This window comes from Pseudomonas sp. Irchel 3A7, from assembly GCF_900187565.1.
GTDB lineage: Bacteria > Pseudomonadota > Gammaproteobacteria > Pseudomonadales > Pseudomonadaceae > Aquipseudomonas.
On sequence record NZ_FYED01000006.1, the window covers coordinates 80649 to 101809 of the forward strand.

The 21161-nt window shown below is 59.0% G+C and carries 18 protein-coding genes; 5 read left to right on the plus strand and 13 right to left on the minus strand.

What is annotated here, in order from left to right:
• Nucleotides 1–578: 578 nt before the first annotated feature.
• From CKW21_RS11725 to CKW21_RS31495, 5 genes are all read right to left on the minus strand, one after another.
• Nucleotides 579–1532, minus strand: coding sequence for a D-2-hydroxyacid dehydrogenase family protein (locus CKW21_RS11725; RefSeq protein WP_095194132.1), 954 nt, complete (start codon nucleotides 1530–1532; stop codon nucleotides 579–581).
• Between the two features lie 13 nt (nucleotides 1533–1545).
• Nucleotides 1546–2571 carry an alpha/beta fold hydrolase gene (locus CKW21_RS11730; RefSeq protein WP_095194133.1) on the minus strand — a complete coding sequence of 342 codons (1026 nt, stop codon included), beginning with the start codon at nucleotides 2569–2571 and terminating at the stop codon, nucleotides 1546–1548.
• 83 nt (nucleotides 2572–2654) lie between these two features.
• On the minus strand, nucleotides 2655–3089 hold the full coding sequence (locus CKW21_RS11735; RefSeq protein WP_095194350.1) for a YqaA family protein: 435 nt from the start codon (nucleotides 3087–3089) through the stop codon (nucleotides 2655–2657).
• Nucleotides 3089–3535 carry a DUF411 domain-containing protein gene (locus CKW21_RS11740; protein ID WP_095194351.1) on the minus strand — a complete coding sequence of 149 codons (447 nt, stop codon included), beginning with the start codon at nucleotides 3533–3535 and terminating at the stop codon, nucleotides 3089–3091. Before CKW21_RS11740 ends, CKW21_RS11735 begins: the two co-directional genes overlap by 1 nt.
• Before the next feature lie 295 nt (nucleotides 3536–3830).
• Nucleotides 3831–3971 carry a hypothetical protein gene (locus CKW21_RS31495; RefSeq protein WP_170948656.1) on the minus strand — a complete coding sequence of 47 codons (141 nt, stop codon included), beginning with the start codon at nucleotides 3969–3971 and terminating at the stop codon, nucleotides 3831–3833.
• A gap of 172 nt (nucleotides 3972–4143) precedes the next feature.
• Here CKW21_RS31495 and CKW21_RS11745 point away from each other — a divergent pair, with 172 nt between their 5' ends.
• Nucleotides 4144–4332, plus strand: a complete 189-nt coding sequence (locus CKW21_RS11745; protein WP_095194134.1) for a hypothetical protein — start codon at nucleotides 4144–4146, stop codon at nucleotides 4330–4332.
• A 134-nt stretch (nucleotides 4333–4466) separates the two neighbouring features.
• Here CKW21_RS11745 and CKW21_RS11750 read toward each other — a convergent pair whose 3' ends face one another.
• On the minus strand, nucleotides 4467–4838 hold the full coding sequence (locus CKW21_RS11750; RefSeq protein WP_095194135.1) for a fe2+ zn2+ uptake regulation protein: 372 nt from the start codon (nucleotides 4836–4838) through the stop codon (nucleotides 4467–4469).
• A gap of 248 nt (nucleotides 4839–5086) precedes the next feature.
• Here CKW21_RS11750 and CKW21_RS11755 point away from each other — a divergent pair, with 248 nt between their 5' ends.
• Nucleotides 5087–7432, plus strand: a complete 2346-nt coding sequence (locus tag CKW21_RS11755) for an acylase (protein WP_095194136.1) — start codon at nucleotides 5087–5089, stop codon at nucleotides 7430–7432.
• 55 nt (nucleotides 7433–7487) lie between these two features.
• On the opposite strand, the gene CKW21_RS11760 is transcribed toward CKW21_RS11755, so the two are convergent.
• Together CKW21_RS11760 and CKW21_RS11765 are read right to left on the minus strand one after the other, a co-directional pair.
• Entirely contained in the window at nucleotides 7488–8492 is a 1005-nt protein-coding gene (locus tag CKW21_RS11760) for a FecR family protein (protein WP_095194137.1), read from the minus strand.
• A gap of 209 nt (nucleotides 8493–8701) precedes the next feature.
• Nucleotides 8702–13513, minus strand: a complete 4812-nt coding sequence (locus tag CKW21_RS11765; protein WP_095194138.1) for a dermonecrotic toxin domain-containing protein — start codon at nucleotides 13511–13513, stop codon at nucleotides 8702–8704.
• A 219-nt stretch (nucleotides 13514–13732) separates the two neighbouring features.
• Between CKW21_RS11765 and CKW21_RS11770 the strand changes: the two genes are divergently transcribed.
• Nucleotides 13733–14776, plus strand: a complete 1044-nt coding sequence (locus CKW21_RS11770; RefSeq protein ID WP_095194139.1) for an Ldh family oxidoreductase — start codon at nucleotides 13733–13735, stop codon at nucleotides 14774–14776.
• A 125-nt stretch (nucleotides 14777–14901) separates the two neighbouring features.
• On the opposite strand, the gene CKW21_RS11775 is transcribed toward CKW21_RS11770, so the two are convergent.
• The gene (locus tag CKW21_RS11775; protein WP_095194140.1) at nucleotides 14902–15219 is read right to left on the minus strand and encodes a YqjD family protein; all 318 of its coding nucleotides are present in this window, start codon (nucleotides 15217–15219) and stop codon (nucleotides 14902–14904) included.
• Nucleotides 15220–15382: 163 nt separating this feature from the next.
• Here CKW21_RS11775 and CKW21_RS11780 point away from each other — a divergent pair, with 163 nt between their 5' ends.
• Nucleotides 15383–15637 (plus strand): hypothetical protein, encoded by a 255-nt coding sequence (locus CKW21_RS11780; protein ID WP_077044866.1) that lies wholly within the window; start codon nucleotides 15383–15385, stop codon nucleotides 15635–15637.
• Nucleotides 15638–15640: 3 nt separating this feature from the next.
• Here CKW21_RS11780 and CKW21_RS11785 read toward each other — a convergent pair whose 3' ends face one another.
• A complete protein-coding gene (locus CKW21_RS11785; protein WP_095194141.1) occupies nucleotides 15641–16549 on the minus strand; it encodes a LysR family transcriptional regulator in 909 nt (302 codons plus the stop codon).
• Nucleotides 16550–16592: 43 nt separating this feature from the next.
• Nucleotides 16593–17537, minus strand: a complete 945-nt coding sequence (locus CKW21_RS11790) for a transporter (protein WP_095194142.1) — start codon at nucleotides 17535–17537, stop codon at nucleotides 16593–16595.
• A gap of 208 nt (nucleotides 17538–17745) precedes the next feature.
• On the opposite strand from CKW21_RS11790, the gene CKW21_RS11795 reads away from it, so the two are divergent.
• Nucleotides 17746–18669 (plus strand): carbon-nitrogen hydrolase family protein, encoded by a 924-nt coding sequence (locus CKW21_RS11795; protein ID WP_095194143.1) that lies wholly within the window; start codon nucleotides 17746–17748, stop codon nucleotides 18667–18669.
• 135 nt (nucleotides 18670–18804) lie between these two features.
• Here CKW21_RS11795 and CKW21_RS11800 read toward each other — a convergent pair whose 3' ends face one another.
• On the minus strand, nucleotides 18805–19350 hold the full coding sequence (locus tag CKW21_RS11800) for a GNAT family N-acetyltransferase (protein ID WP_095194144.1): 546 nt from the start codon (nucleotides 19348–19350) through the stop codon (nucleotides 18805–18807).
• A 230-nt stretch (nucleotides 19351–19580) separates the two neighbouring features.
• Nucleotides 19581–21053 carry a nucleobase:cation symporter-2 family protein gene (locus CKW21_RS11805; protein WP_095194145.1) on the minus strand — a complete coding sequence of 491 codons (1473 nt, stop codon included), beginning with the start codon at nucleotides 21051–21053 and terminating at the stop codon, nucleotides 19581–19583.
• Nucleotides 21054–21161 lie beyond the last annotated feature (108 nt).

A 21161-nucleotide genomic window follows, 5' to 3' on the forward strand; every position in this document is an offset into this window, starting at 1 on the left:
TTCTTAGCTCTGGCAAACGGTATTTCATTGGCCAAACATCCTGTGGCCGGGCGCAAAAGCGCTGCACATCGGTGAGCAAGCGCTGCCCAATGCGCTGAAGCAGTTTGGGTGGAGTAGCCATTGCAAGGATTGCACCAGTCGCAACGCACCTTCCTTTCAGTCGACCGACCACGAACGGCAAAAGTTTCGATTATTTTTCCGCTTTGTGACCGACCGGTTTCGCCCCGCGAAAGTGAGCCTAGACCAGAACTTAGAGCGGTAAAGCCCGGATGGCAAAATTGTTCGACAATCGGTTTAAAGAGGTACGGACGTGCCGGATTACGAGGCTTGCGCACCGACGAAGGGCAGGTTTTTTTGTGAAATCGGATGAAAATGAAGCAGAACTGTCACATCGGTGTGCGTGGGTGAACAGTTTGTTTGCACCATTGCGGTGCGCGGCTTGGGTTGTGCAGTGAATGTTCTTGCCTCTTCGCGAGCAGGCTCGCTCCCACAGGGGATCTCTGTCGGTCCCTAAACCTGTGTCCAGAGAAGATCCATTGTGGGAGCGAGCCTGCTCGCGAATGAACGAAAACGCGGAGTCAGTTCAGCAATCGAATCGGCTCACCTTCGGACCAGGCCCGTATATCCTCGATCATCTGCGAGAAAAACAGCTGGTAGTTCTGCTGGCTGACATACCCCACATGCGGCGTCGCCAGTACATTCTCCAGGGTCCGGAACGGATGATGAGGCGGCAACGGCTCGACATCGAACACATCCAGCGCCGCACCCGCCAGGCGTCGTTTCTGCAAAGCCTTGATCAGCGCAGCCTCATCGACAATCGGCCCGCGCGCGGTGTTGACCAGCAGTGCCGTGGGTTTCATCCAGCCCAACGCCTCGGCATCCACCAGCCCTCGGGAGCGGTCGCTGAGGACCAGATGCACCGACAATACGTCAGCCTGCTCGAACAGCTCCTGCTTGCTGACATAAGTCACGCCCACTTGCGCGGCTCGCTCCGCGGTGAGGTTTTCGCTCCAGGCAATCACGCGCATCCCGAATACCTGACCGAACTGTGCTACTCGCTGACCGATGCTGCCCAGGCCGAGGATCGCCAGGGTCTTGCCATGCAGGTCGCCCCCCAGGCCTTGCTGCCACTTGCCGTCGCGCAATGCGTTGGCTTCGGCCACCAGGTTGCGGGTCGCGGCCATGATCAAGGCCCAGGTCAGTTCGGGCGCTGCGTGTTTGTAGCTGTCGGTGCCGCACACCTGAATACCCAGGGCGGCAGCGGCCTTGAAGTCGAGCGCAGCGTTGCGCATGCCGCCGGTCACCAGCAGCTTGAGGTTGGGCAAGCGGCGCAGTAGATCCTCATCGAACCGGGTGCGTTCGCGCATCACGCAGATCACTTCAAAGGCTTCCAGGCGCTGCGCCAGGCTTTCACTGTCGGTCGGGTAGTCGTGGATGAAACTCACCTGGCCGATGTCCTCCAGCAGGGACCAGTCGACCACGTTTCGGGCCACGTCCTGCCAATCGTCAATCACCGCAATCTGCACCGCCATCAGCCTTACCTCATTAACGCACGGGGTTGGTTTTGTTCAGCCAGTCAAGCAACGCCTTGTGAAACTCCGCCGGCTCTTCCATTTGTGGTGCGTGGCCCATGCCGGGGAATTCCACCAGGGTCGACTGGGGGATCAGTTTGGCCACTTGTTTGCCGAGAACGTCGTAGTGGCCGAGTTTCGCCTTGACCTCCGGGGAGGCGATATCACTGCCGATGGCCGTGGTATCGGACGTACCGATCAGCAACAGCGTCGGCATCTTCAGGTTCTGGAATTCGTAGTACACCGGCTGGGTGAAGATCATGTCGTAGATCAAGGCCGAATTCCACGCGACTTGCGTATGCCCCGGGCCTTTGTTCAGGCCGGCGAGCATGTCCACCCAGCGGTCGAACTCAGGCTTCCAGCGTCCGCCGTAATAGGTGTTGCGTTCGTAGTTGCGGATCCCTTCGGCCGTGAGCTTCAGCTCGCGCTCGTACCATTGATCCACCGTGCGATAAGGTACGCCGAGGGCTTTCCAGTCCTCCAGGCCGATAGGGTTGACCAGGGCCAGTTGTTCGACCTGTTCGGGGTATTGCAAGGCATAGCGAGTGGCGAGCATGCCGCCGGTGGAGTGGCCGAGCAGGGTGGCTTTCTGGATGCCGAGGGCCTTGAGCAATTGCTGGGTGTTGTTCGCCAGTTGCTGGAAGCTGTATTGATAGTGGTCCGGCTTGCTGGAAGTGCAAAAGCCGATCTGATCCGGGGCGATGACCCGGTAACCGGCGTCGCTCAGGGCCTTGATCGAGGTTTCCCAGGTCGCGCCGCAAAAATTCTTTCCATGCATCAGCACCACGCTGCGCCCGTTGGCCTTGCCATGGGCGGCGACGTCCATGTACCCCATCTGCAGGGATTTACCCTGGGACTCGAAGGCGAAATGCTTGACCGTGTAGGGGTACTCGAAACCTTGCAGTTCGGGGCCATATGCCGGGGCCTCGGCGTAAGCGATGACGGGCAGGGCGGCGGTCAGCAGCAGACCGGGCAGCCAGCGGGTGAGGGGCAAAGGCATGGGGGAGCTCCATTGGAAATCCGCCGATGCTGGATCGGCATGATTAGGGCGACATTAAACAGGCAATGGCCACGCCGGTTGGTTCAACCCATCCAGCCCACCGTGGCCAGGGCCAGCACGCCATAACGGGCACCTTTAGCCAGGGTCACGATCAGCAGGAAGCGCCCCAGCGGTTCGCGCATCACCCCGGCAACCAGGGTCAGCGGATCGCCGATCACCGGCAGCCAACTGAGCAGCAACGACCAATGACCATAGCGCTGATAATGGATTCGGGCTTTTTCCAGATGGGCAGGGCTGACCGGAAACCAGCGCCGGTCGCGGAAGCGCTCGATGGCACGCCCCAGCCACCAGTTCACCAGCGAGCCGAGGACATTGCCCAGTGTCGCCACCGCCAGCAGTGACCACAGCCAATACCGGTCGCTGAGCAACAGGCCGACCAGCACGGCTTCGGATTGCAGGGGCAGCAGTGTGGCGGCACCGAAGGCCGCCAGAAACAAACTGATGTAGGCGCCGAAGATCAATGGGCGGGGTAGTCCGCCACGATGACATCCGTGCCGTCCTTTTTCAGGCCGATCACTTGATAGGCATCGCTCATGCCGTCCATTTCCATGCCCGGTGATCCCATGGGCATGCCGGGTGCGGCCACGCCCAGAAGGTCATCGCGCTTGCTCAGGGCCAATACTTGGTCGGCCGGGACATGGCCTTCGACGAATTTGCCGTTGATCAAACCGGTGTGGCAAGACGCCAGGCGCGGTGGCACGCCATGCGTTTCCTTGAACAGGCTCATGTTGGCTTCGACATGATCCTCGACCTTGAAACCGTTGGCCTCCAGGTGGCTGATCCATTTCTTGCAGCAACCGCAATTGGCGTCGCGGTGAACTTCAATCGGGATCAGGTCGGCGGCCTGGACCAGGGAGGAAATGAACAGGGCGCTCAAGGCAGCCAGACGCAGAGGAGTTCGCATGTCGTGACGGGTCTCGGATTGCGGGCGAAAAAACGCATTTTGACCGGTTTTTCCGGCCATACCTTCAAGGTTTGTTTCGAATTACTACAAGCTCGGCAGCTTCATGATCTTAGATCAACGCTGTCAGTCAGATGAAGGCGACATTACAGATTTGTCAGTTATGTGTCCGAGGCATTGCCTCTGTGCGAGCGAGCCTGCTCGCAAAAAACGTTCGGGCAACGCGATCATCGGGTAGCCCCCGTTATCGTTGACGTCCATCGCGAGCAAGCTCAGCTTCTGCAGAAGATCCGGTTTGCTAACGATGCGGGTAGTAACCCGGTCCGCCCCGGTCGTCGTAGTGACGGTCATGGTGCCAGCCACCGTGGGGGAAGACGATACAGCCGCTCAGGGAAAGCAGGGCCAGCAGGGGAATCAGCAGTGTGATTCGACGCAACATTTGAAAATCCTCATGGTTATCGCCGCAATGAAGCCAAAACGCTTCATCGGCTGTAACATGAGACCCTGTTTGCTGCGCCCCATCCCCGGAAAACGGTAGGGGCTTGGCATGCGTGCGGATACAAAGCGGATACATTTTTTTCAGTTTCAGGCTTACATTCAGGAAAAGGCCCATGACCCAGTCGCAACGTTTGAAATATTCCCTTCTGATCGCCCTGGCCGTGCTGGGGATCATGTTTGGCCTGACTTATTTGCAGAACACCGGGGTTATCAGCGAAAAACTGTTCCAGTACATCGCCATTGGCGTGGCGGTGGTCGTGGTGGTCATCAATGGTGTGATGCGGCGCAAGGTCAAGCCCTGACTATTGAAGGTGCTCCCGCTACCGGCGTAGGAGCTGTCGAGTGCAACGAGGCTGCGATCTTGTGATGTGGTTTAAACTATCAAAAGATCGCAGCCTCCGGCAGCTCCTACATGGCAATGTGAGCGTGAGGCTTGTCAGTGGTGCTCCAAAACGGCAGCAGCCCGCGGGTCCAGGCTGTAGCTTTTGTCTTCGTTGAGCACGATCACGCCTTCGCTGCACAGGCGTTTCAACACTTCGCGCACGCTCAGGAAGGACAGGGGAATATCCAGTTCCAGCAAGTGACTGTGCACCCCGCGCACACCCAGGCTGCGGTCGTTTTCGGCGGCCGTCAGCAGGGCGTCGATGACTTTGAGACGAATCAGACTGGTTCGCAGGCCAAAGCTTTTGAGCAGGAAGCGAATCCGCTCGTTGCCGTGGCGCTCGGTACGTTGGTCGAAGACTCCGACCCCGATGGAAGTGCTCTTTGGCGTGTTGCTACCGTCCGTTGGCAGTTGCGAGTTGTACATTGCAAAAACTCCTTTTCAGAGCCTGATCAGGAAAAATGGGCGCTCTTGCCTAACAAGACGTATGAGCCACGCAAATCATGAAGACTTAAATGTAGAAATTTCGTCATCATGGCGTTAGCGGTCTGTAAGCCGCCGCTGGATCGCGGTCTTTTCTCCTAAATTTTTGCCGTTTGATTCGTCCCTGAAAGGATGCGCAGTGCGTGTCAGTACGCAGAACTGTGACCATCGTTTTTCGATCAGGAGCGAGTGTGATTATTTCCAGCCAGTTAACCAGGTTGAGCCTGGCAGGTGTGTTTCTGGGGCTGAGTCTTGCGGCGAACGCCCGCAGCCAGCCTGAGCAGGCCAGTGCCGATATCCGCCGGACCAGTTTCGGCGTGCCACATATTCGGGCCGAGAACGAGCGGGGGCTCGGTTACGGAATCGGCTATGCCTATGCTCAGGATAACCTGTGTTTGCTGGCCAATGAGATCGTCACGGTGAACGGTCAACGTTCGCGATTTTTCGGTCCGGATCAGTTCACGGTGGAAGAGCGTGAGAACCGGGTCAGCGATCTGTTTTTCACCTGGCTGAACACGCCCCAGGCCGTTGCCGGGTTCTGGCAGGCGCAACCCCCGGAGGTGCGCGCGCTGGTCGAGGGCTATGTGGCCGGATATAACCGGTCCCTGACAGAGCGTCGGACCCAGGGGCTGCCGCAGCAGTGCCAGGGCGATTGGGTGCGGGAAATCACCGCCGAAGATCTGGTCAAGCTGACCCGTCGCCTGCTGGTGGAAGGTGGCGTAGGTCAGTTTGCCGAAGCGCTGGCGGGCGCCACACCACCGGCTGCCGCCACGACGAATGCCGGAAAACAGTCGGCGTTTCAGGTAGCCGACTCGCGTATGCAACGGTTTGCCCTCGACCGTGGCAGCAATGCCGTAGCGGTAGGCGGCGAGCGTTCCTTCAACGGGCGCGGCATGTTGCTGGCCAATCCGCACTTCCCGTGGGTCGGCGGCATGCGCTTTTATCAGATGCACCTGACCATTCCCGGCAAACTGGACGTGATGGGCGCTGCGTTGCCGGGGCTACCTTTGATCAACATCGGCTTCAACCAGCACCTGGCCTGGACCCACACCGTGGATTCGTCCAAGCATTTCACTCTGTACCGCCTGCAACTGGACCCCAAGGATTCGACCCGGTACCTGCTCGACGGCAAATCCTTGCCCATGCACAAACAGACGCTGACGGTTGACGTGAGGCAGCCGGACGGTTCGGTCAAGGCGGTTTCCCATGTGGTCTACAGCTCGCAGTTCGGCCCGATCGTGCAGTGGCCCGGGAAACTGGACTGGGACAATCAGTTCGCCTACAGCTTGCGCGACGCCAACCTGGATAACGACCGCGTACTGCAACAGTGGTACGCCATGAACCGTGCCGACAACCTCAAGGAGTTTCAGGATTCGGTGCACAAGATCCAGGGTATTCCGTGGGTCAACACCCTGGCGGCAGACGATCAGGGGCAAACGCTGTACATGAACCTGTCGGTGGTGCCGAACGTCAGCGCCGAGAAGCTGGCACAGTGCAGCGACCCGCGCATTGGCTTGCAGATGATCGTTCTCGACGGCTCCAACAGTGCCTGCGCCTGGGACATCGACCCGCAGGCGGCGCAAAAGGGCATTTATGCCTCGGACAAGTTGCCGCAACTGCTGCGCAGGGACTTCGTGCAGCACTCCAATGATTCTGCGTGGATGGCCAACCCGGCGCAGCCGCTGACCGGTTTTTCGCCATTGATCAGCCAGGACAGCCAGCCCTTGGGCTTGCGCTCGCGATTTGCCCTGGATCGCCTGAGTACACTGGCCAAGGCCGGCCCGCTCAAGGCAACGGATCTGCAACACATGGTGATGGATGATCAGGTGTATCAGGCCGCGCAAGTCATGCCGGACCTGCTGCAATTCTGCGCGGCCGATCTGGGGGCCGATGGCAAAGCCCTGGCGCCGCTGTGTGCCAGTCTCAAGGCCTGGGATCGCAAGGCGAATCTCGACAGTGGCCTGGGCTTCGTGCATTTCCAGAATGTCATGGAGCCTCTCGAACAGGCCCCTGATGTCTGGCGCGTGGCGTTCGATCCGAAAGACCCGCAACACACCCCGCGTGGCCTGGCGGTCGACCGGCCTGAGGTGGCGCAGGCGTTGCGCCAGGCGATGCTGGCGTCGGTCGAGCAGGTCAATGCGTCAGGACTGAAGCCGAACAGCCGTTGGGGCGATATCCAGGTGGTCAGCAGCGGTGGCCGGCAAACGCCGATCCATGGCGGGCCGGGGACGCTGGGTGTGTATAACGCCATTCAGAGCGTGCCCAGAAGCGACGGCAAGCGCGAAGTCGTCAGTGGCACCAGCTACTTGCAGGTGGTGACCTTCGACGAAAAGGGACCGCAGGCTCACGGGGTGCTGGCATTCTCGCTGTCCAGTGATCCGGCGTCGAAACACGCCAATGACCAGACCCTGGCGTTTTCCAAGAAACAGTTGAGTGTGTTGCCGTTCACCGAGCAGCAGATCACGTCGGATCCCAACTACCAGGCCCAAACAATTCGCGAACAGGAGGAGAAGGCCGGGAAGGTGGCGGCGCAGTAAAGTGACAGGTGTTTGAATGATGCATGAAGGCCGCTCCCCGCAAGGGTGGCGGCCTTCAGCTTTTTGGAGTGCGCTGCGGAATCGAATTGAGGACCGGGTTGCCGTCCTTGTTGCGCGTCAGGTAGATCGGCAGCACCTTGGGCAGCGTTGCTACCAGGGTGTTGAGTTCCTTGATGTTGTAGATGCCGCCGATGCGGATCGCGCCGGTGCTGTTGTCGGCGACGACCAAGGGCGTTTCCAGGTAACGATTGATCAGCGGCAGCGCGTCGTTGAGCGCCAGATTGTCGAGTACCAGTTTGCCGCTGCGCCAGGCCAGCGAGTTGTCATTGTCGTAGGTCTGGCTGATCCGTGGAATGAAATCGCCATGGCCATAGCTTGCCTGCATCGACGGACCCAGCCTCAAACCGTCCCCCGGCAAGTCATCGTTGCTGCTGACCAGCACCGAGCCTTCAATCAGGTTCACTTTCACCTGGTCTTCATACATCCAGACGTTGAACTGGGTCCCGGTGACCCTGATTTTCCCTTCGGCTGCCTTCACTACGAACGGGTGACTGGTGTCGTGGGCAACGCTGAAAAAGGCCTCGCCTTTTTCCAGGGTGACCTGACGACGATCCTTGTAGTTGCTGTAAGTCAGCTCGCTGCCCAGGTTCAGTTCGACATGGCTGCCGTCCTTCAAGGTGACTTTGCGCACATTGTCGCTGGCCTCGAAGTGCTCATACGAATTGGGTAGCCACCCCAGGTTCCAGCCGCTATAGGCCGCCAACGGTAGCGCCAGCGCGCAGACAGCGGCGGCCATGCCGAAGGTGCGCCATGGGGTTTGCGGTTTCACTTGAACCAACGGCACCACGGCAGGCTCCGGGCGCGGCAGATCGCCCGCGACTTCCCAGATTTCCAACATCGCCTCGTACTCGAAGGCGTGCAACGGATGTGCATCCCGCCACTGCTCGAACGCCACGCGCTCTTGTGGCGTGCAGTCATCAGCGTGCAAGCGCATGCACCAGTGCGCAGCGGCATCGGTGATAGCGTCGTATTCGGCTTGTGAGAAAGGGCTGTCGGTCATTGACTCATCCTGATTTGCGCCATTCTAACCTTGAGGGCAGCCTGCGAGAACATCGATCATGGCAATTAAACATCAAAGTGCAGATTTTTTCGCGTGCGTGGGCGCAAAGGCAGCGCCCATGGGCAGCATTATCCGTAAACGACGTGAAAAAATGATCAAAACGATCTATCACGCCTGTAGGAGCACGCTCCTACAGGCGGCGTTGACCATCAGGGATTGGCCGCCGGCATCGGGTCCAGTTGCCGACCCATTTCGCTTATCAGCCGGGCTATCGAGTCGGCATTGCGCAAAATGATGTTGATTCGAGGCTCTGCGTTATTTTCATCCAGGAAGTCATCCCGCGCTTCGTCGATTGTGTCGCGACCGGTTATTTCCAGGATCGCGTCGACTGCATCGTGGTCGATATCAGTAAAATCCAAATCGATCCACTCATTCAGATTATCGTTCCATCTGGAAAACAACTTCTCCCTGGGGGTGTCCAACGACAATGCATTTCGCTGAAGCTCGATCTGCTCCTGTTTCATTTCCTGGCCCTGCTCGGTCAGGGTCTCCACAAGATCACTGAACGGGCGCCTCGACTCCACGTACACGATATCCACCGTTTTTTTGCTCTGATGCGATATTTCGTGCGTGATCGTGGAAGCCTGACTGTGGGTGATGACATCAAAAGGTTCAGTCAACGAGTATTCATACCAATCAAGACCAGGCGCAAAAAAATGCTCCGAGAAATGCACGCGCTTGAGTGGGTCGTTTGCGTCGGTGAAAGCGATCACATCGGAATTCACGTTTCTGTTTGAACCGACGACCAGACGTTCGTCATTGAGCAGGTCGTTATCGGGATCCACCAGGTCGTTGCAGACAGGCACGATGGCTTCCTTGATCTTGTCCAGCAGGTTCGCATCGACGTTGCTGACATCAAAGAACTCTTTAAGGAATGTCTCCAGTCGTGTGCCCGGGGTGAGCCCCCTGAGTTGACTGAGGTTGTGCAGGGCGTTGAATGCGTAAAAGCGCGCCAGATCAATTGCGCTAACCAGCATGGCAGCCTTGGCCGGGAATTTGGCACGAATTTCCGTCATCCCTCGTGCTTCTATGTTCAAAACCTGCCGCGCTTGGTAGCTGGTGACAAATTCGTCATGCTTTTTCGACACTTTAGACAAGGCTTTTCCGTAGCCAATGCCGCGCGTGCCCGGATCGATGACCAGTTGTTTATCAGAGGTGGCCAGCAGAGCAGGGCCTTCTTGCTTGTCTTTGATCACCCGCCATACCTTGTCGGCTTTTTGTACGGGATAGACCTTGCCTGCAATGGGGGCATATTGATGTTTGCCGGTTGCATCCAGGTACGTCCCGTTGGCGCTGTCTTGTTTCAGATCCTTCAGTTGAACGGACGAGACTTCAAAATGCTGCAGCAGAGTGCGCAGAGGTGAGGTGGATTTCACCTGCGACCATGGCTGCGCGACTACAGTGGTATCGACCGGCGCGGTGTCGCAAGCCGATTGCTCAGGGATCGGCGAAGCCTCCAATTCCAGCCTGCCCAGCGAAATCATTTGCGCGGCTCCGGCGATAAAGCCCCGCACTGCACGTTTCCAATGATGGTCCTGCAACGCTTCGGCGGAGTCCTTGAAATCCTTGAAGCTTTGCCACAAATACGGGATGCGCGAAAGTTTGCCCGGCAAGAGGCTTGAGACTTGTCTGATGCCGGAGCTGAACAACTGTTTGACCACGTGCCAGTCCGACTGCTCGCTTGGTTTCGACTGGCTGCCGAGCATCTGCGCAAGCAGGCTGGCGTTGTCATTGAAAAACTGGATGAGCACGTTGCCCTCGATGGCGGTGGAACCGAGGGTGATTTCACTGGTTTCGCCGATGTTTGACTCGAACAGGCTGCGAAACGATACCTGCTGATTTTCCGGAAGACGCCGGATAATCAGATCCTGAAGCTCCCCAGGCGTGTTGATTGCCGCGACAAGTTCGGCCTCGGTGTCGAACTCAGCGAATACCGGCCCCGTGCGATAGGGCGCAAACAGGATATGCGATCCTTTTTGTCCGGTCCCGGGGCCAATCAGGTACAGGCCCAGGGCTTTGACGGCGGTGGCGCCGGCAGTCTTGATCAGTTCCAGCGGCCTGATGATGGCGTGGGCGCCTTTGACCGTGTGGCGGGCGGTGGCATCCGGCATATCGAGGACCTGGCGGATCAAGTCGAAACCGTTGGTGGACAGATGCCGTTGCAGTTTCAAGGCATGGGCGTGCTGCAACAGTTGCCACGGCAGTTGTTGGGTAAATCGCAACGTTCGTTCAGCGGCATCGGTGCCCGACAGTGCGTCCGTCAGTTTTTTGCCAAAATCTTGCCGGATATTCAGTGACAGTAACAACTGCCTGACGGCCGCCTGGTTCAGACCGGCCGGCAGGGCGTCAGCGGTTTTCGAGGCGACCCGAAACCCCGTGCCCTGGGCGATGTTGACGTGGTTCAAGGCAAAATCGGTCAGGCTTTGCGCAGGCCCCGCCAAGGCCAGTTGCGGGGAAATCTCGATCTTGTCGGGATCAAGGGTTTGTCCGGGGAAGCGGCTCGTCAGCAGCGATCGGAGTGTCTGACGAACATAGTCCGCCAGCGTTTGCACGCCGTGCAGGTAGTCCTTGTCGTCGGTCACGTTGTGGCTGTATTGCTGCAACAATTCGAGGTGCAACTGTTGTTCTTCGACGGACGCCATGCCCAGCCATCCCGGCAGGGAATGTTGGCGAGTGATGGCCTCGGCGATCGACGCGGCTCTTCGCAAGTTGATATCGATGGGGGTCTGCGTCAGCTTTTTGAGCGCCTTGTTTTGTAGTGTGTCGCTCACGTCCAATGAGCGTATGGATTCACACCGCCCCAGGAAGTGATCAATGGCGGATTGCGCCACATGCTGCAAAACGTTGCCTTCGATCAGTTGCAGCCTGTTGAGCGTGTAGCGACGGTGGAATTGATACTGGTCGGGGCTGAGGTTCTCCAGCAGTTCCAGGCGTTTTTCAGCATCGCGCAGGCGCAGGTCGAGTTGCTGCCGTGCGATGCCGACCGTGGCGAACACCTCCAGCCCGGCCGCCGGCGTCCACAGGATGGCTCGCCCGGAATGCTGGATATCGAGTCCGCCCCGTTCGGTCAACAGCACGCAATGGGCCAAAGGCAACACGTTCTTCTGGCCGGAACACTCCAGCACCAGGGAAAAAACGTCCGGGCGGAATCTATTGATCACCCGGCGCGTTTTGCGGTCGGCCCGCTCCGGGTTGAAAACGTTATCGACCAGATGCCAATCGGTATTGCGCAAGGTGCCACCCAGTTCGCGCAGGGCGGCCTCTGCGCGTACGCCCACGGAAAGCGCATGGGCCAGCCGTGGTTTCATGTTTTCCAGATACGCTCGCTGTGCGGCCTTCGTGTTGATCGGTTGGCCGGCGAATTCACTGTTGATCGGCGATTCGATAGACGTGAGGGTCTTGACGTAAATCGCCGCGGTATCGGCCAGCACCATCGAAGATTGGAAATTGTCCAACCAGGCCGGTCGGGTGCTCCAGCGTTCATCGGCGTCCAGCGTCAGAAGTTGCTCGCCGACCATTGAGCGTATGTCCAACGCCTTGTCGAACAAGGCATGGATGTCCACCGCGTCATCGCTTTGCCGCAGTACCTGCAGGGCATAGTCCATATTTTGCACTTGTTTGCTGATGATTGACTCAAACAGCGTCTTGAACACCGAGCCGGTTATCGCGGCACCGGAGATTTGCGGTTGATGGAAGCCGATGAAAAGGCGGCGCTCCTCAAGACTCATGAGACCGTAGAGTTCATCGTCGTGACCGGCCGAGATTGATTTTGTCACCAGGGTGTTCTTCAGGTCCTGATAGTCCTTCAGGACCAGCAATCCCCGGCTAGGGGTGTAGAGGAAAGCATGGGCGCTGTCCTTGCTGATCATCAGCGACCCGGCGAGTTCTACGAAGTTCGGCTGGTATTCCCACAACCGCACGGTTTCGAGGGTCAGGGCGGAGGAAGACTCGAAAAGCGAGTGCAACGTTCGGCTTTGCTCAGGGGTGATGACCCCAGCCTCGCGCTTGAGCAGCAGTTCGGCCAGCGCTTTCTCAAGAATGGCCCGGGAAAAGAACTCGCGACGGGTTGCTCCGTCGACACTCGCCTTGTCCCAGTAATTTTGCAGTTCTTTCGACAACTGACTGATCAAACTGCTTGAGGCGGTTTTTACCGCCGTTTCCCAGCGTTGCAGGTCCTGCTTCACCGGCGTTTTTTTGCTGTGAGAAAACTCTGGGTAGTGCCCGGTGGGCCATTGCTGATGACGGTAGTACAACAGCACCGACTCACCCAGGGACATGGATTTGATCCAGCGTCGTGTCGATGTGGTGCCCTCGATGTTCTCGGTGGCTGCTTCGGAGTAAAAGTTGACCTGCATCTCGCTTTGTTTCACACCCGGAAAGTCTGACTGCAGTAATTCATCAAGTACGGTGTCGAGCAGGGCTGTGAGCGATGGCAGCTTTTTGAGTTCATCGAGCATGGCTTGATCGTTGCCGCGCTGGTTGGTTTTGATCACGGCGCTCTGATCGCCGAATACGTTCCCGTCGATGGTCTCGAACTTCACGGTGATATCAGTGACTTCGGCCAGCGTCCTGCGTGCGGACAATGACATGAATGCAAACAAGTCATCGTCTTCTTCCGCGCTATCCAATTGGTTTTTGATTTGTGTGGACAGCGCTGTGCGACTCTTGAATTTCTTTATGCCTGCATAAGGCGTGTAGAGAATCTCGCCTTTGTCATCGGGCGTGGCGCTCAGCACAAAACAGCCTGCCAGGGGGAGAGACAACTCGCCCGTACCGACCAGGATTCTTTCGGCGAGCATCGGCGATTTTTGTTGATTGCGTAACGCATGGCTGGCCAGTTTCACGTGGCTGAACCATTCGAAATCCTTTTGCGTCAACCCATGGGTTTTGCCCAGTTCAGTCCAACGCCCGGGGGAATTCAGGGCTTCAGGGAAAAACAGTGGAGTAACGGATGCAGACATTGTCGAGTCTCGTGCAAGGCACTACGCAGAGCGCCAATGGATGGAGCGTCGAGACTAGAAAACGGTACCAGGGCGCAGGCGGTAGATAGTTAACGCACGGGCAACCGGTGTTTGTGCAAACAGGCGCAAGCGAAGGGTTGACAGGTCGCTCGCCGCGCGTTGTTAATCGGCGGTCTACCTATGCTGTTGTTCCCTCCAATAATTAGTCTGGAGCTTCAGATGTCTGCACCACTCGATCATGTGTCTACTGATGTCTCGCAAAAACTGTCCCTCGCCGAGCTGACAGCATTGCTTGAGAAGATATTCCTGCGTCACGGCACTTCGGCCGACGTCGCTCGGGTGTTGGCCGAAAATTGTGCCGGCGCCGAGCGCGACGGTGCCCACAGTCACGGGGTGTTTCGCATGCCCGGGTATGTATCGACGTTGCAGAGCGGATGGGTGAATGGCAAGGCCGTTCCGCTGGTCGAGGATGTGGCTTCGGGGTTTGTGCGGGTCGATGCCGGCAACGGCTTTGCGCAACCGGCGCTCGCGGCGGCACGTGCCTTGCTGGTGGAAAAGGCCCGCAGTGCCGGCATCGCGGTGCTGGCCATCCGCAACTCGCACCATTTCGCTGCGCTGTGGCCGGACGTCGAACCGTTCGCCTATGAAGGACTGGTGGCGCTCAGTGTGGTCAATAGCATGACCTGTGTGGTGCCCCACGGCGCCGACCGCCCGTTGTTCGGCACCAACCCCATCGCCTTTGCCGCGCCTCGTGCCGACGGCGAGCCGATTGTGTTCGATCTGGCCACCAGCGCCATTGCCCATGGCGATGTGCAGATTGCCGCACGCAAGGGCGAGCGCTTGCCACCGGGCATGGGCGTGGACGGCCTCGGTCAGCCGACCCAGGATCCGAAAGCGATTCTCGAAGGCGGCGCGTTGCTGCCGTTCGGCGGGCACAAGGGCTCGGCGTTGTCGATGATGGTCGAGCTGTTGGCCGCAGCGTTGACCGGGGGCAATTTTTCTTTCGAGTTCGACTGGAAAAATCACCCCGGCGCCAAGACGCCGTGGACCGGTCAGTTGCTGATCGTCATCGACCCGAGCAAGGCCGCCGGGCAGAGCTTTGCCGAGCGCAGCCAGGAGCTGGTGCGGCAGATGCATGGCGTGGGATTGAAACGATTGCCGGGGGATCGACGCCATTATCAACGTGCCAAATCGCAGGACAACGGCATTGCGCTGGATGCGCAGACGCTGGCGAATCTGCGGGAACTGGCTGGTTTGAGTTAAACGCAATCAATGTGGGAGCGGGCTTGCTCGCGAAAGCGGTGTGTCAGGCACCATTGATGTCGACTGATACGCCGTCTTCGCGAGCAGGGGGATTGCAATCCAATTCTGAATTTTGCGTGTGCTGTTTACCGGCGGGCCAGCAGCAACCCCACCACCAGACCGAAACCGGCGGAAACCGCCACGGTTTGCCAGGGATGACCGCCGATGTAGGTTTCGGTGGCTTCGACCGCGGGCAGTGTCCGGTTACGCACGCTGGTCACCGAGTCCCGGGCCTGCTGGAGTTTCAGGGCGATTTGCCCTCGCAGTGTCTCCGCTTCCTCACCCACCAGTGAGGCGCTGCTTTTGAGCAGTTTTTCCGACTCTTCGATCAGAGCCTGAAGCTCGCTGAAGGCTTGATCCTTGATTTGGTCTTCGGCGGCTTGGGCGGCGGTTTTGCGGGCCATTGAAGTACTCCTTGCAGGTGAGTGGACAGTGAACAATGGAGTGCGCTGCGATTGAAAAAGTTGCAGCGACTTTGCGCGCAGACTCGATCCGGATGCAAATCCTGCTCAGGACGATTCTTCCTACAGTGTAAGATGTCGCCTATTTACGCAGCAGGAAATTCCCATGAGCTTCAATCTGGCCGACAAATCCCTTGCCGAGCGCGCTGCGCTTGAAGATGAAAAATCCCGTCTGTTCGAACTCTGGCAAAACAACCTGGGCAAAGCCAAGGGCGAAGCCGCCCGGTTGTTTGGTGAGCGCGCCAAACGCAAAGGCAAATGGGCCGAGTGGGTCCGCGCCGAACTCGATGGTATGTCGCCACCGGAGTTCTCGAACATGGTGCGCAGCGAAGTCAATCGCCTGATGGCCGCCAACAAGTAACGCTTACGTAAAGCTCGCGACGATCGCCTCGCGCACTTTTAACACCACCGGATCGAGCTGGGCGCTGGTGCGCCAGCCCAGTTCGATCGGGTAGCGAGGCAACGCAAGGGGGCAGGGCAGCAGTACCAGTCCGCTGAACGTCGCGATGCCTTGGGCCGCGTGGGTCGGAATGGTGGCCACCGCCTGACTGCCCTTGAGCAGGTGCGGCAATGCCGCAAAATGGGTGGTCGAGGCACAGACGCGCCGACTCATGCCCAACGCCGCGAGTCCTTCGTCGGTGATGCCGATGAAGCCTCCCGACGACACCAGGATGTGTTCGCGGGCAACGAACTCCTCAAGACTGATGTTTTGCTGGTCTGCGGTCAGGCTCAGCGGATCCACCAGACACGCGTAACTCCCTTCACCCAACACCTGGCGACTGAGCAGGCGTTCGGCAAACCCGCCAGCGGTGATCGCCAGGTCGATGCTGCGCTCCATCAGGGCCTGGGCAACGATCTGGCTGTGTGTCTGGCGGAAGATCAGGCGCAGCTTCGGCGCGCGGCGGGCGACTTCTTCGATCAATCGCCGGCCGTAGGCAACCTCGAAATCATCCGACATGCCCACGGTCACGGAGCGGCCGTCGTAATGGCTGGCGCCGGGGTCGACCATTGCCAGACTCTGGCGGCATTTGTTCAGGGCATCGCTGACCACCGGCTTGAGTTGATTGGCCTGGAGCGTTGGCGACAGGCCACGACCGGTGCGTACGAACAGTTGATCGCCATACACCTCGCGCAACCGACGCAGGGCCGCGCTGACGGCCGACTGCGTTACACCCAGGCGCAGTGCGGCACGGCTGGCGCTGGATTCCTCGTGCAACGCCTCGAAGACTTTGAGCAGGTTGAGATCGATGTTGGTGATATTCATTGGGTTCATATCATTAAGCAGTGAGTGGAGCACTGTTCATGATATGTGGAAGTCACTCGGATAGGGGAACCACCAGGGTAAGCCACGCGTTCCAGCCCTCCGGCCGATTCTTCGCGTCGAACTCGTAGTAGCCCTTGAGGTTGGTGTACCAGAGCGTTTTCCCCACCTTGAAGAAGTGTCCGGCCTGAGGGCCGATGGCACTGACTTTGGACTTGAAATCACCCAACACGGCACCGCTTCCGCTGTCGCCCGTGACCTGATGGAAAACGTAGCCGACGAGGCCCAGGTGGGTCTGGTCGGTAATGAAGTGCGAGGCACTCAAGTCCAGGTGTGCATCGATGCCGTTCTGATAGTCGGTGTCGGTGTTTTCCCAGTTGTAGGTCATGCCGGCTACGGCGGAGAACTCGTTCTTCTTGTCAAACCAGGTGTAGCCGCCCCCCGCATCCAGAGACGCATGACCCAGGCCGATGTTGACCAGCCTATCCGGGTCGTAGGCACCGACCGGAATATTGCCCATGCTGTAGACCATGAAATTGTGAACGCCCTGGTTCCATTTCAGGGTGCCCAATAAATAGAGATCGCTGGCCCCCTTCAAACTGTCGTCCGTGCCGCCGGAAAAGGTACGGCCCCGTGGCCCCGTCAGCGTTACATCGACATTGGCTTCGGAGCGAGCGACCGCGGCGCCCAACGCAATGGCGGCCTGGGCGCCGAGCAAAGGTTCGGCAAAGGTATAGGTCGGGAAGGCGAACAACAGGTCTGCTTTGGCATCAAGACCAAAGGTGGTTCGTCCGGCGCGTGGAATGCCTTTGTTGGCGTCATCTTCGGCGCTGAGGTGATAGTAAATCAGCGGCAGGCTCCAGCCGGGTTCGGTAGGCGCCGCGGCCAGTGCGCCGAACTGGCCTGGCAACCAGAAACTGATGCCGCCGTCATCGGCCTGGGCAAGGACGGCTGGCAACAAGGTCGCCAGGGCCAGCAGGTGTCTTTTGGTTTTTTTCATCCTGATCCTCGAATCCCGATACCGCTGTGTTTTGCCACAGCGAAGTAGAGAGTAGCCGGTGTTCGAAGAATCATTGACCAGGCGATCCGTTTTTCACGGAGTCGTCGATATTTATCTGGCTCATATCATTCAGCAATGAATGGGGCTTTATTCATGGCCCCGTGGCGCTTGAAAATGAGCAACACCAGACGCCAATGGAGCTTTCTCAATGCCCAAGTCAATTGTTGCCGCCCTGCAAATCGGAGCCTTGCCCGGTGGCAAGGCACAGACTCTGGAACAGATCCTGTCCTATGAACACGCGATTATCGAATCCGGCGCCACCCTGGTGGTGATGCCCGAGGCGCTGCTCGGCGGCTACCCGAAAGGCGAGGGCTTCGGCACGCAGCTGGGTTATAGGCTGCCGGAAGGGCGCGAGGCGTTTGCCCGATATTTTGCCAATGCCATCGATGTCCCCGGCGCAGAAACCGAAGCGCTGGCCGGCCTGGCTGCGCGCACGGGTGCGAATCTGGTCATCGGCGTCATCGAGCGGGCGGGTAGCACGTTGTATTGCACCGCGTTGTATTTCGACCCGCAGGCGGGGCTGGCAGGCAAGCATCGCAAGCTGATGCCGACCGGCACGGAGCGGCTGATCTGGGGCAAGGGCGATGGCTCGACCCTGCCGGTGATCGACAGTCAGGTCGGGCGGATCGGCGCGGTGGTGTGCTGGGAAAACATGATGCCGCTGCTACGCACCGCGATGTATGCCAAAGGGGTGGAAGTCTGGTGCGCGCCGACGGTGGACGAGCGGGAGATGTGGCAGATCAGCATGCGCCATATCGCCCATGAAGGCCGCTGCTTCGTGGTCAGCGCCTGTCAGGTTCAGGATTCGCCGCAGGCCTTGGGTATTGAAGTGGCGAACTGGCCGGCGGATCGACCGTTGATTGCCGGCGGCAGCGTGATCGTAGGTCCCACGGGCGACATCCTGGCCGGGCCATTGCGTGGCGAGGCCGGTTTGATCACGGCGCCAATCGACACCGATGACTTGATCCGCGCCCGGTACGATTACGACGTGGTCGGACATTACGCGCGCCCGGATGTGTTTGAGTTGACGGTGGATGAGCGGGCTAAACCGGGTGTCCTTTTCACCTCGTAACCCTTGTGGGAGCGAGCCTGCTCGCGAAGGCGGCGCAACATTCGACATTAATGTTGAGTGTGCCGACCTCTTCGCGAGCAGGCTCGCTCCCACAGTGGATGGGTGTGAACGGCCCTTTGCTCCTGCAAGCGTTCGCTAGCGCCGCTGTAGCCACTCTTGCCGGGTGATTTCCCAGATCTCTTTGGCAAATCGCCCGCCGACAAAATCGCCCCCATCGGTGCCGATCAAACGCATACCGGTGCGCTCCGAGAGTTTGCGCGAACCCATGTTCGGCACCGCTTTCGGTACCCGCAGGACGTCTTGTCCCAGGGTTTCGAACCAGTAGGCAGTGACTGCTTCACTGGCTTCGGTCATCAAGCCCTGACCCTGCCACTTTGGAGCAAGCCAGAAACCTCGGTTGTTGTCCTGTTCGTTCATCAGGCTGATGTTGCCGATCAACTGCCCGGGTGCCGATTTCAAGCGAATCGTCCAGTGCCATTCCTCGCCACGGGCAATTGCCGGCAGGGCATTGTCGCGCAGGTAGGTGAGCGCACCGTCGGCGGGATAGGGCCACGGCACAAGGGCGTTGAGGTAACGCACCACTTCCCAGTGCGGGAACTGTTGCTGGATGGCCTCGGCATCGGCCAGCTCCAGCGGGCGCAGGATCAAGCGTTCGGTGTAAAGGGCAGGTGTGGCGTCCATGTTCTTCGCAGCTCCCTGGTTCAGATGTAGCGGCTATCGGCTTGCTACTGTCCACCAATCACATCGTGCCGAACAAGCCCCCCGCATTACCTCTGTGGGAGCGAGCCTGCTCGCGAAGACCGTGTAACAGTCGACATCAATGTCGGATGTGTCCACCTCTTCGCGAGCAGGCTCGCTCCCACATTGGATGTGTGAACGATTCTTTGCTCCTGCAGGACTCGAGCATTTATCTAACTGTTCAACCTTGCGACAACCGCAGCTGTAGCGGATTCACCCTTGGCCGGGATATCCGGGTTTTCCATGACCTGCAGGATCGAGGCTTCCGGATCAAAGTCATCTTCTTCCAGCTCGATGAATTCCTCGGGCAGGAAGATATTCAACAGGATCGCGCACAGCGCGCCGACAGTGATTGGCGATTCGAAGATGTTGTGCAATGCCTTGGGCAGCTCGCGCAAGACTTCCGGCACGGCCGCCACACCCAGGCCCATGCCGATGGAAATCGCCACGATCAGCATGTTGCGTCGATGCAGGCCCGCTTCGGCCAGGATCTTGATGCCGGCCACGGCCACGGTGCCGAACATCACCAGTTCGGCGCCACCGAGTACCGGCTTGGGCATCAGTTGCAGCACCGCGCCGATCATCGGGAACAGCCCCAGTACCACCAGCAGCCCGGCAATGAAAAACGCCACGTAACGGCTGGCTACGCCAGTCAACTGGATCACGCCGTTGTTCTGGGCGAAAGTCACCATCGGCATGCTGTTGAACACGGCGGCCATGGCCGAGTTGAGACCGTCGGCCAACAGCCCGGACTTGATCCGGCGGATGTAGAGCGGGCCTTTGACCGGCTGCCGGGAGATCATCGAGTTGGCGGTCAGGTCGCCGGCCGCTTCCAGTGGCGACACCAGGAAAATCACCGCCACCGGCACGAACGCCACCCAATCGAAGGAGAAACCGTACTTGAACGGCACCGGTACGCTCATCAGCGGTACGGCGGGCAGGCTGGCGAAATCGACGTGGCCCAGCAGCCAGGCGACGACATAGCCGAGGGTCAGGCCGATGACAATCGCGCCCAGACGCAGGAAGGGTACGTCCACCCGATTCAACACCACGATGGTCCCGAGCACCAGCGCCGCCAAGCCCAGGTGGCTGGCCGCGCCGAGGTCGGTGGCGCCGAAACCGCCGGCAATATCGGTCATGGCGACCTTGATCAGCGACAATCCCATCAGCGTGATGATTGTGCCGGTCACCACCGGGGTGATCAGCATCCGCAACTTACCGATGAACTGGCTCAATACCACTTCGATGAACGCGGCGAAGAAGCACACGCCGAAGATCGTCGAGAGGATTTCATCGGTGCCGCCACCCCGGGCCTTGACCATGAAACCGGCACTGAGGATCACGCTGATGAACGAGAAACTGGTGCCTTGCAGGCACAGCAGGCCGGAACCGATCGGACCGAAGCGTCGCGCCTGCACGAAAGTGCCCAGGCCCGAGACGAACAGCGCCATGCTGATCAGGTAGGGAATCTCGCTTTGCAGGCCCAGGGCGCTGCCCATGATCAGCGTCGGCGTGATGATGCCGACGAAACTGGCAAGCACATGTTGCAGGGCGGCGAACACGGTGGCGGTCAGATGCGGGCGGTCGTCGAGGCCATAGATCAGGTCATTGTGGCGTGGGGCAGGGAGTTTTTCAGAGGCGTTCATGGTCCAGGGGTGGGCCGGGTCAGAAAATGGAGGCGCAGGATGCCAGAAAGACTATTTTGTGGCGAGCGATGAGCCTCTTAGCACAAGCACAATCCTTGTGGGAGCGAG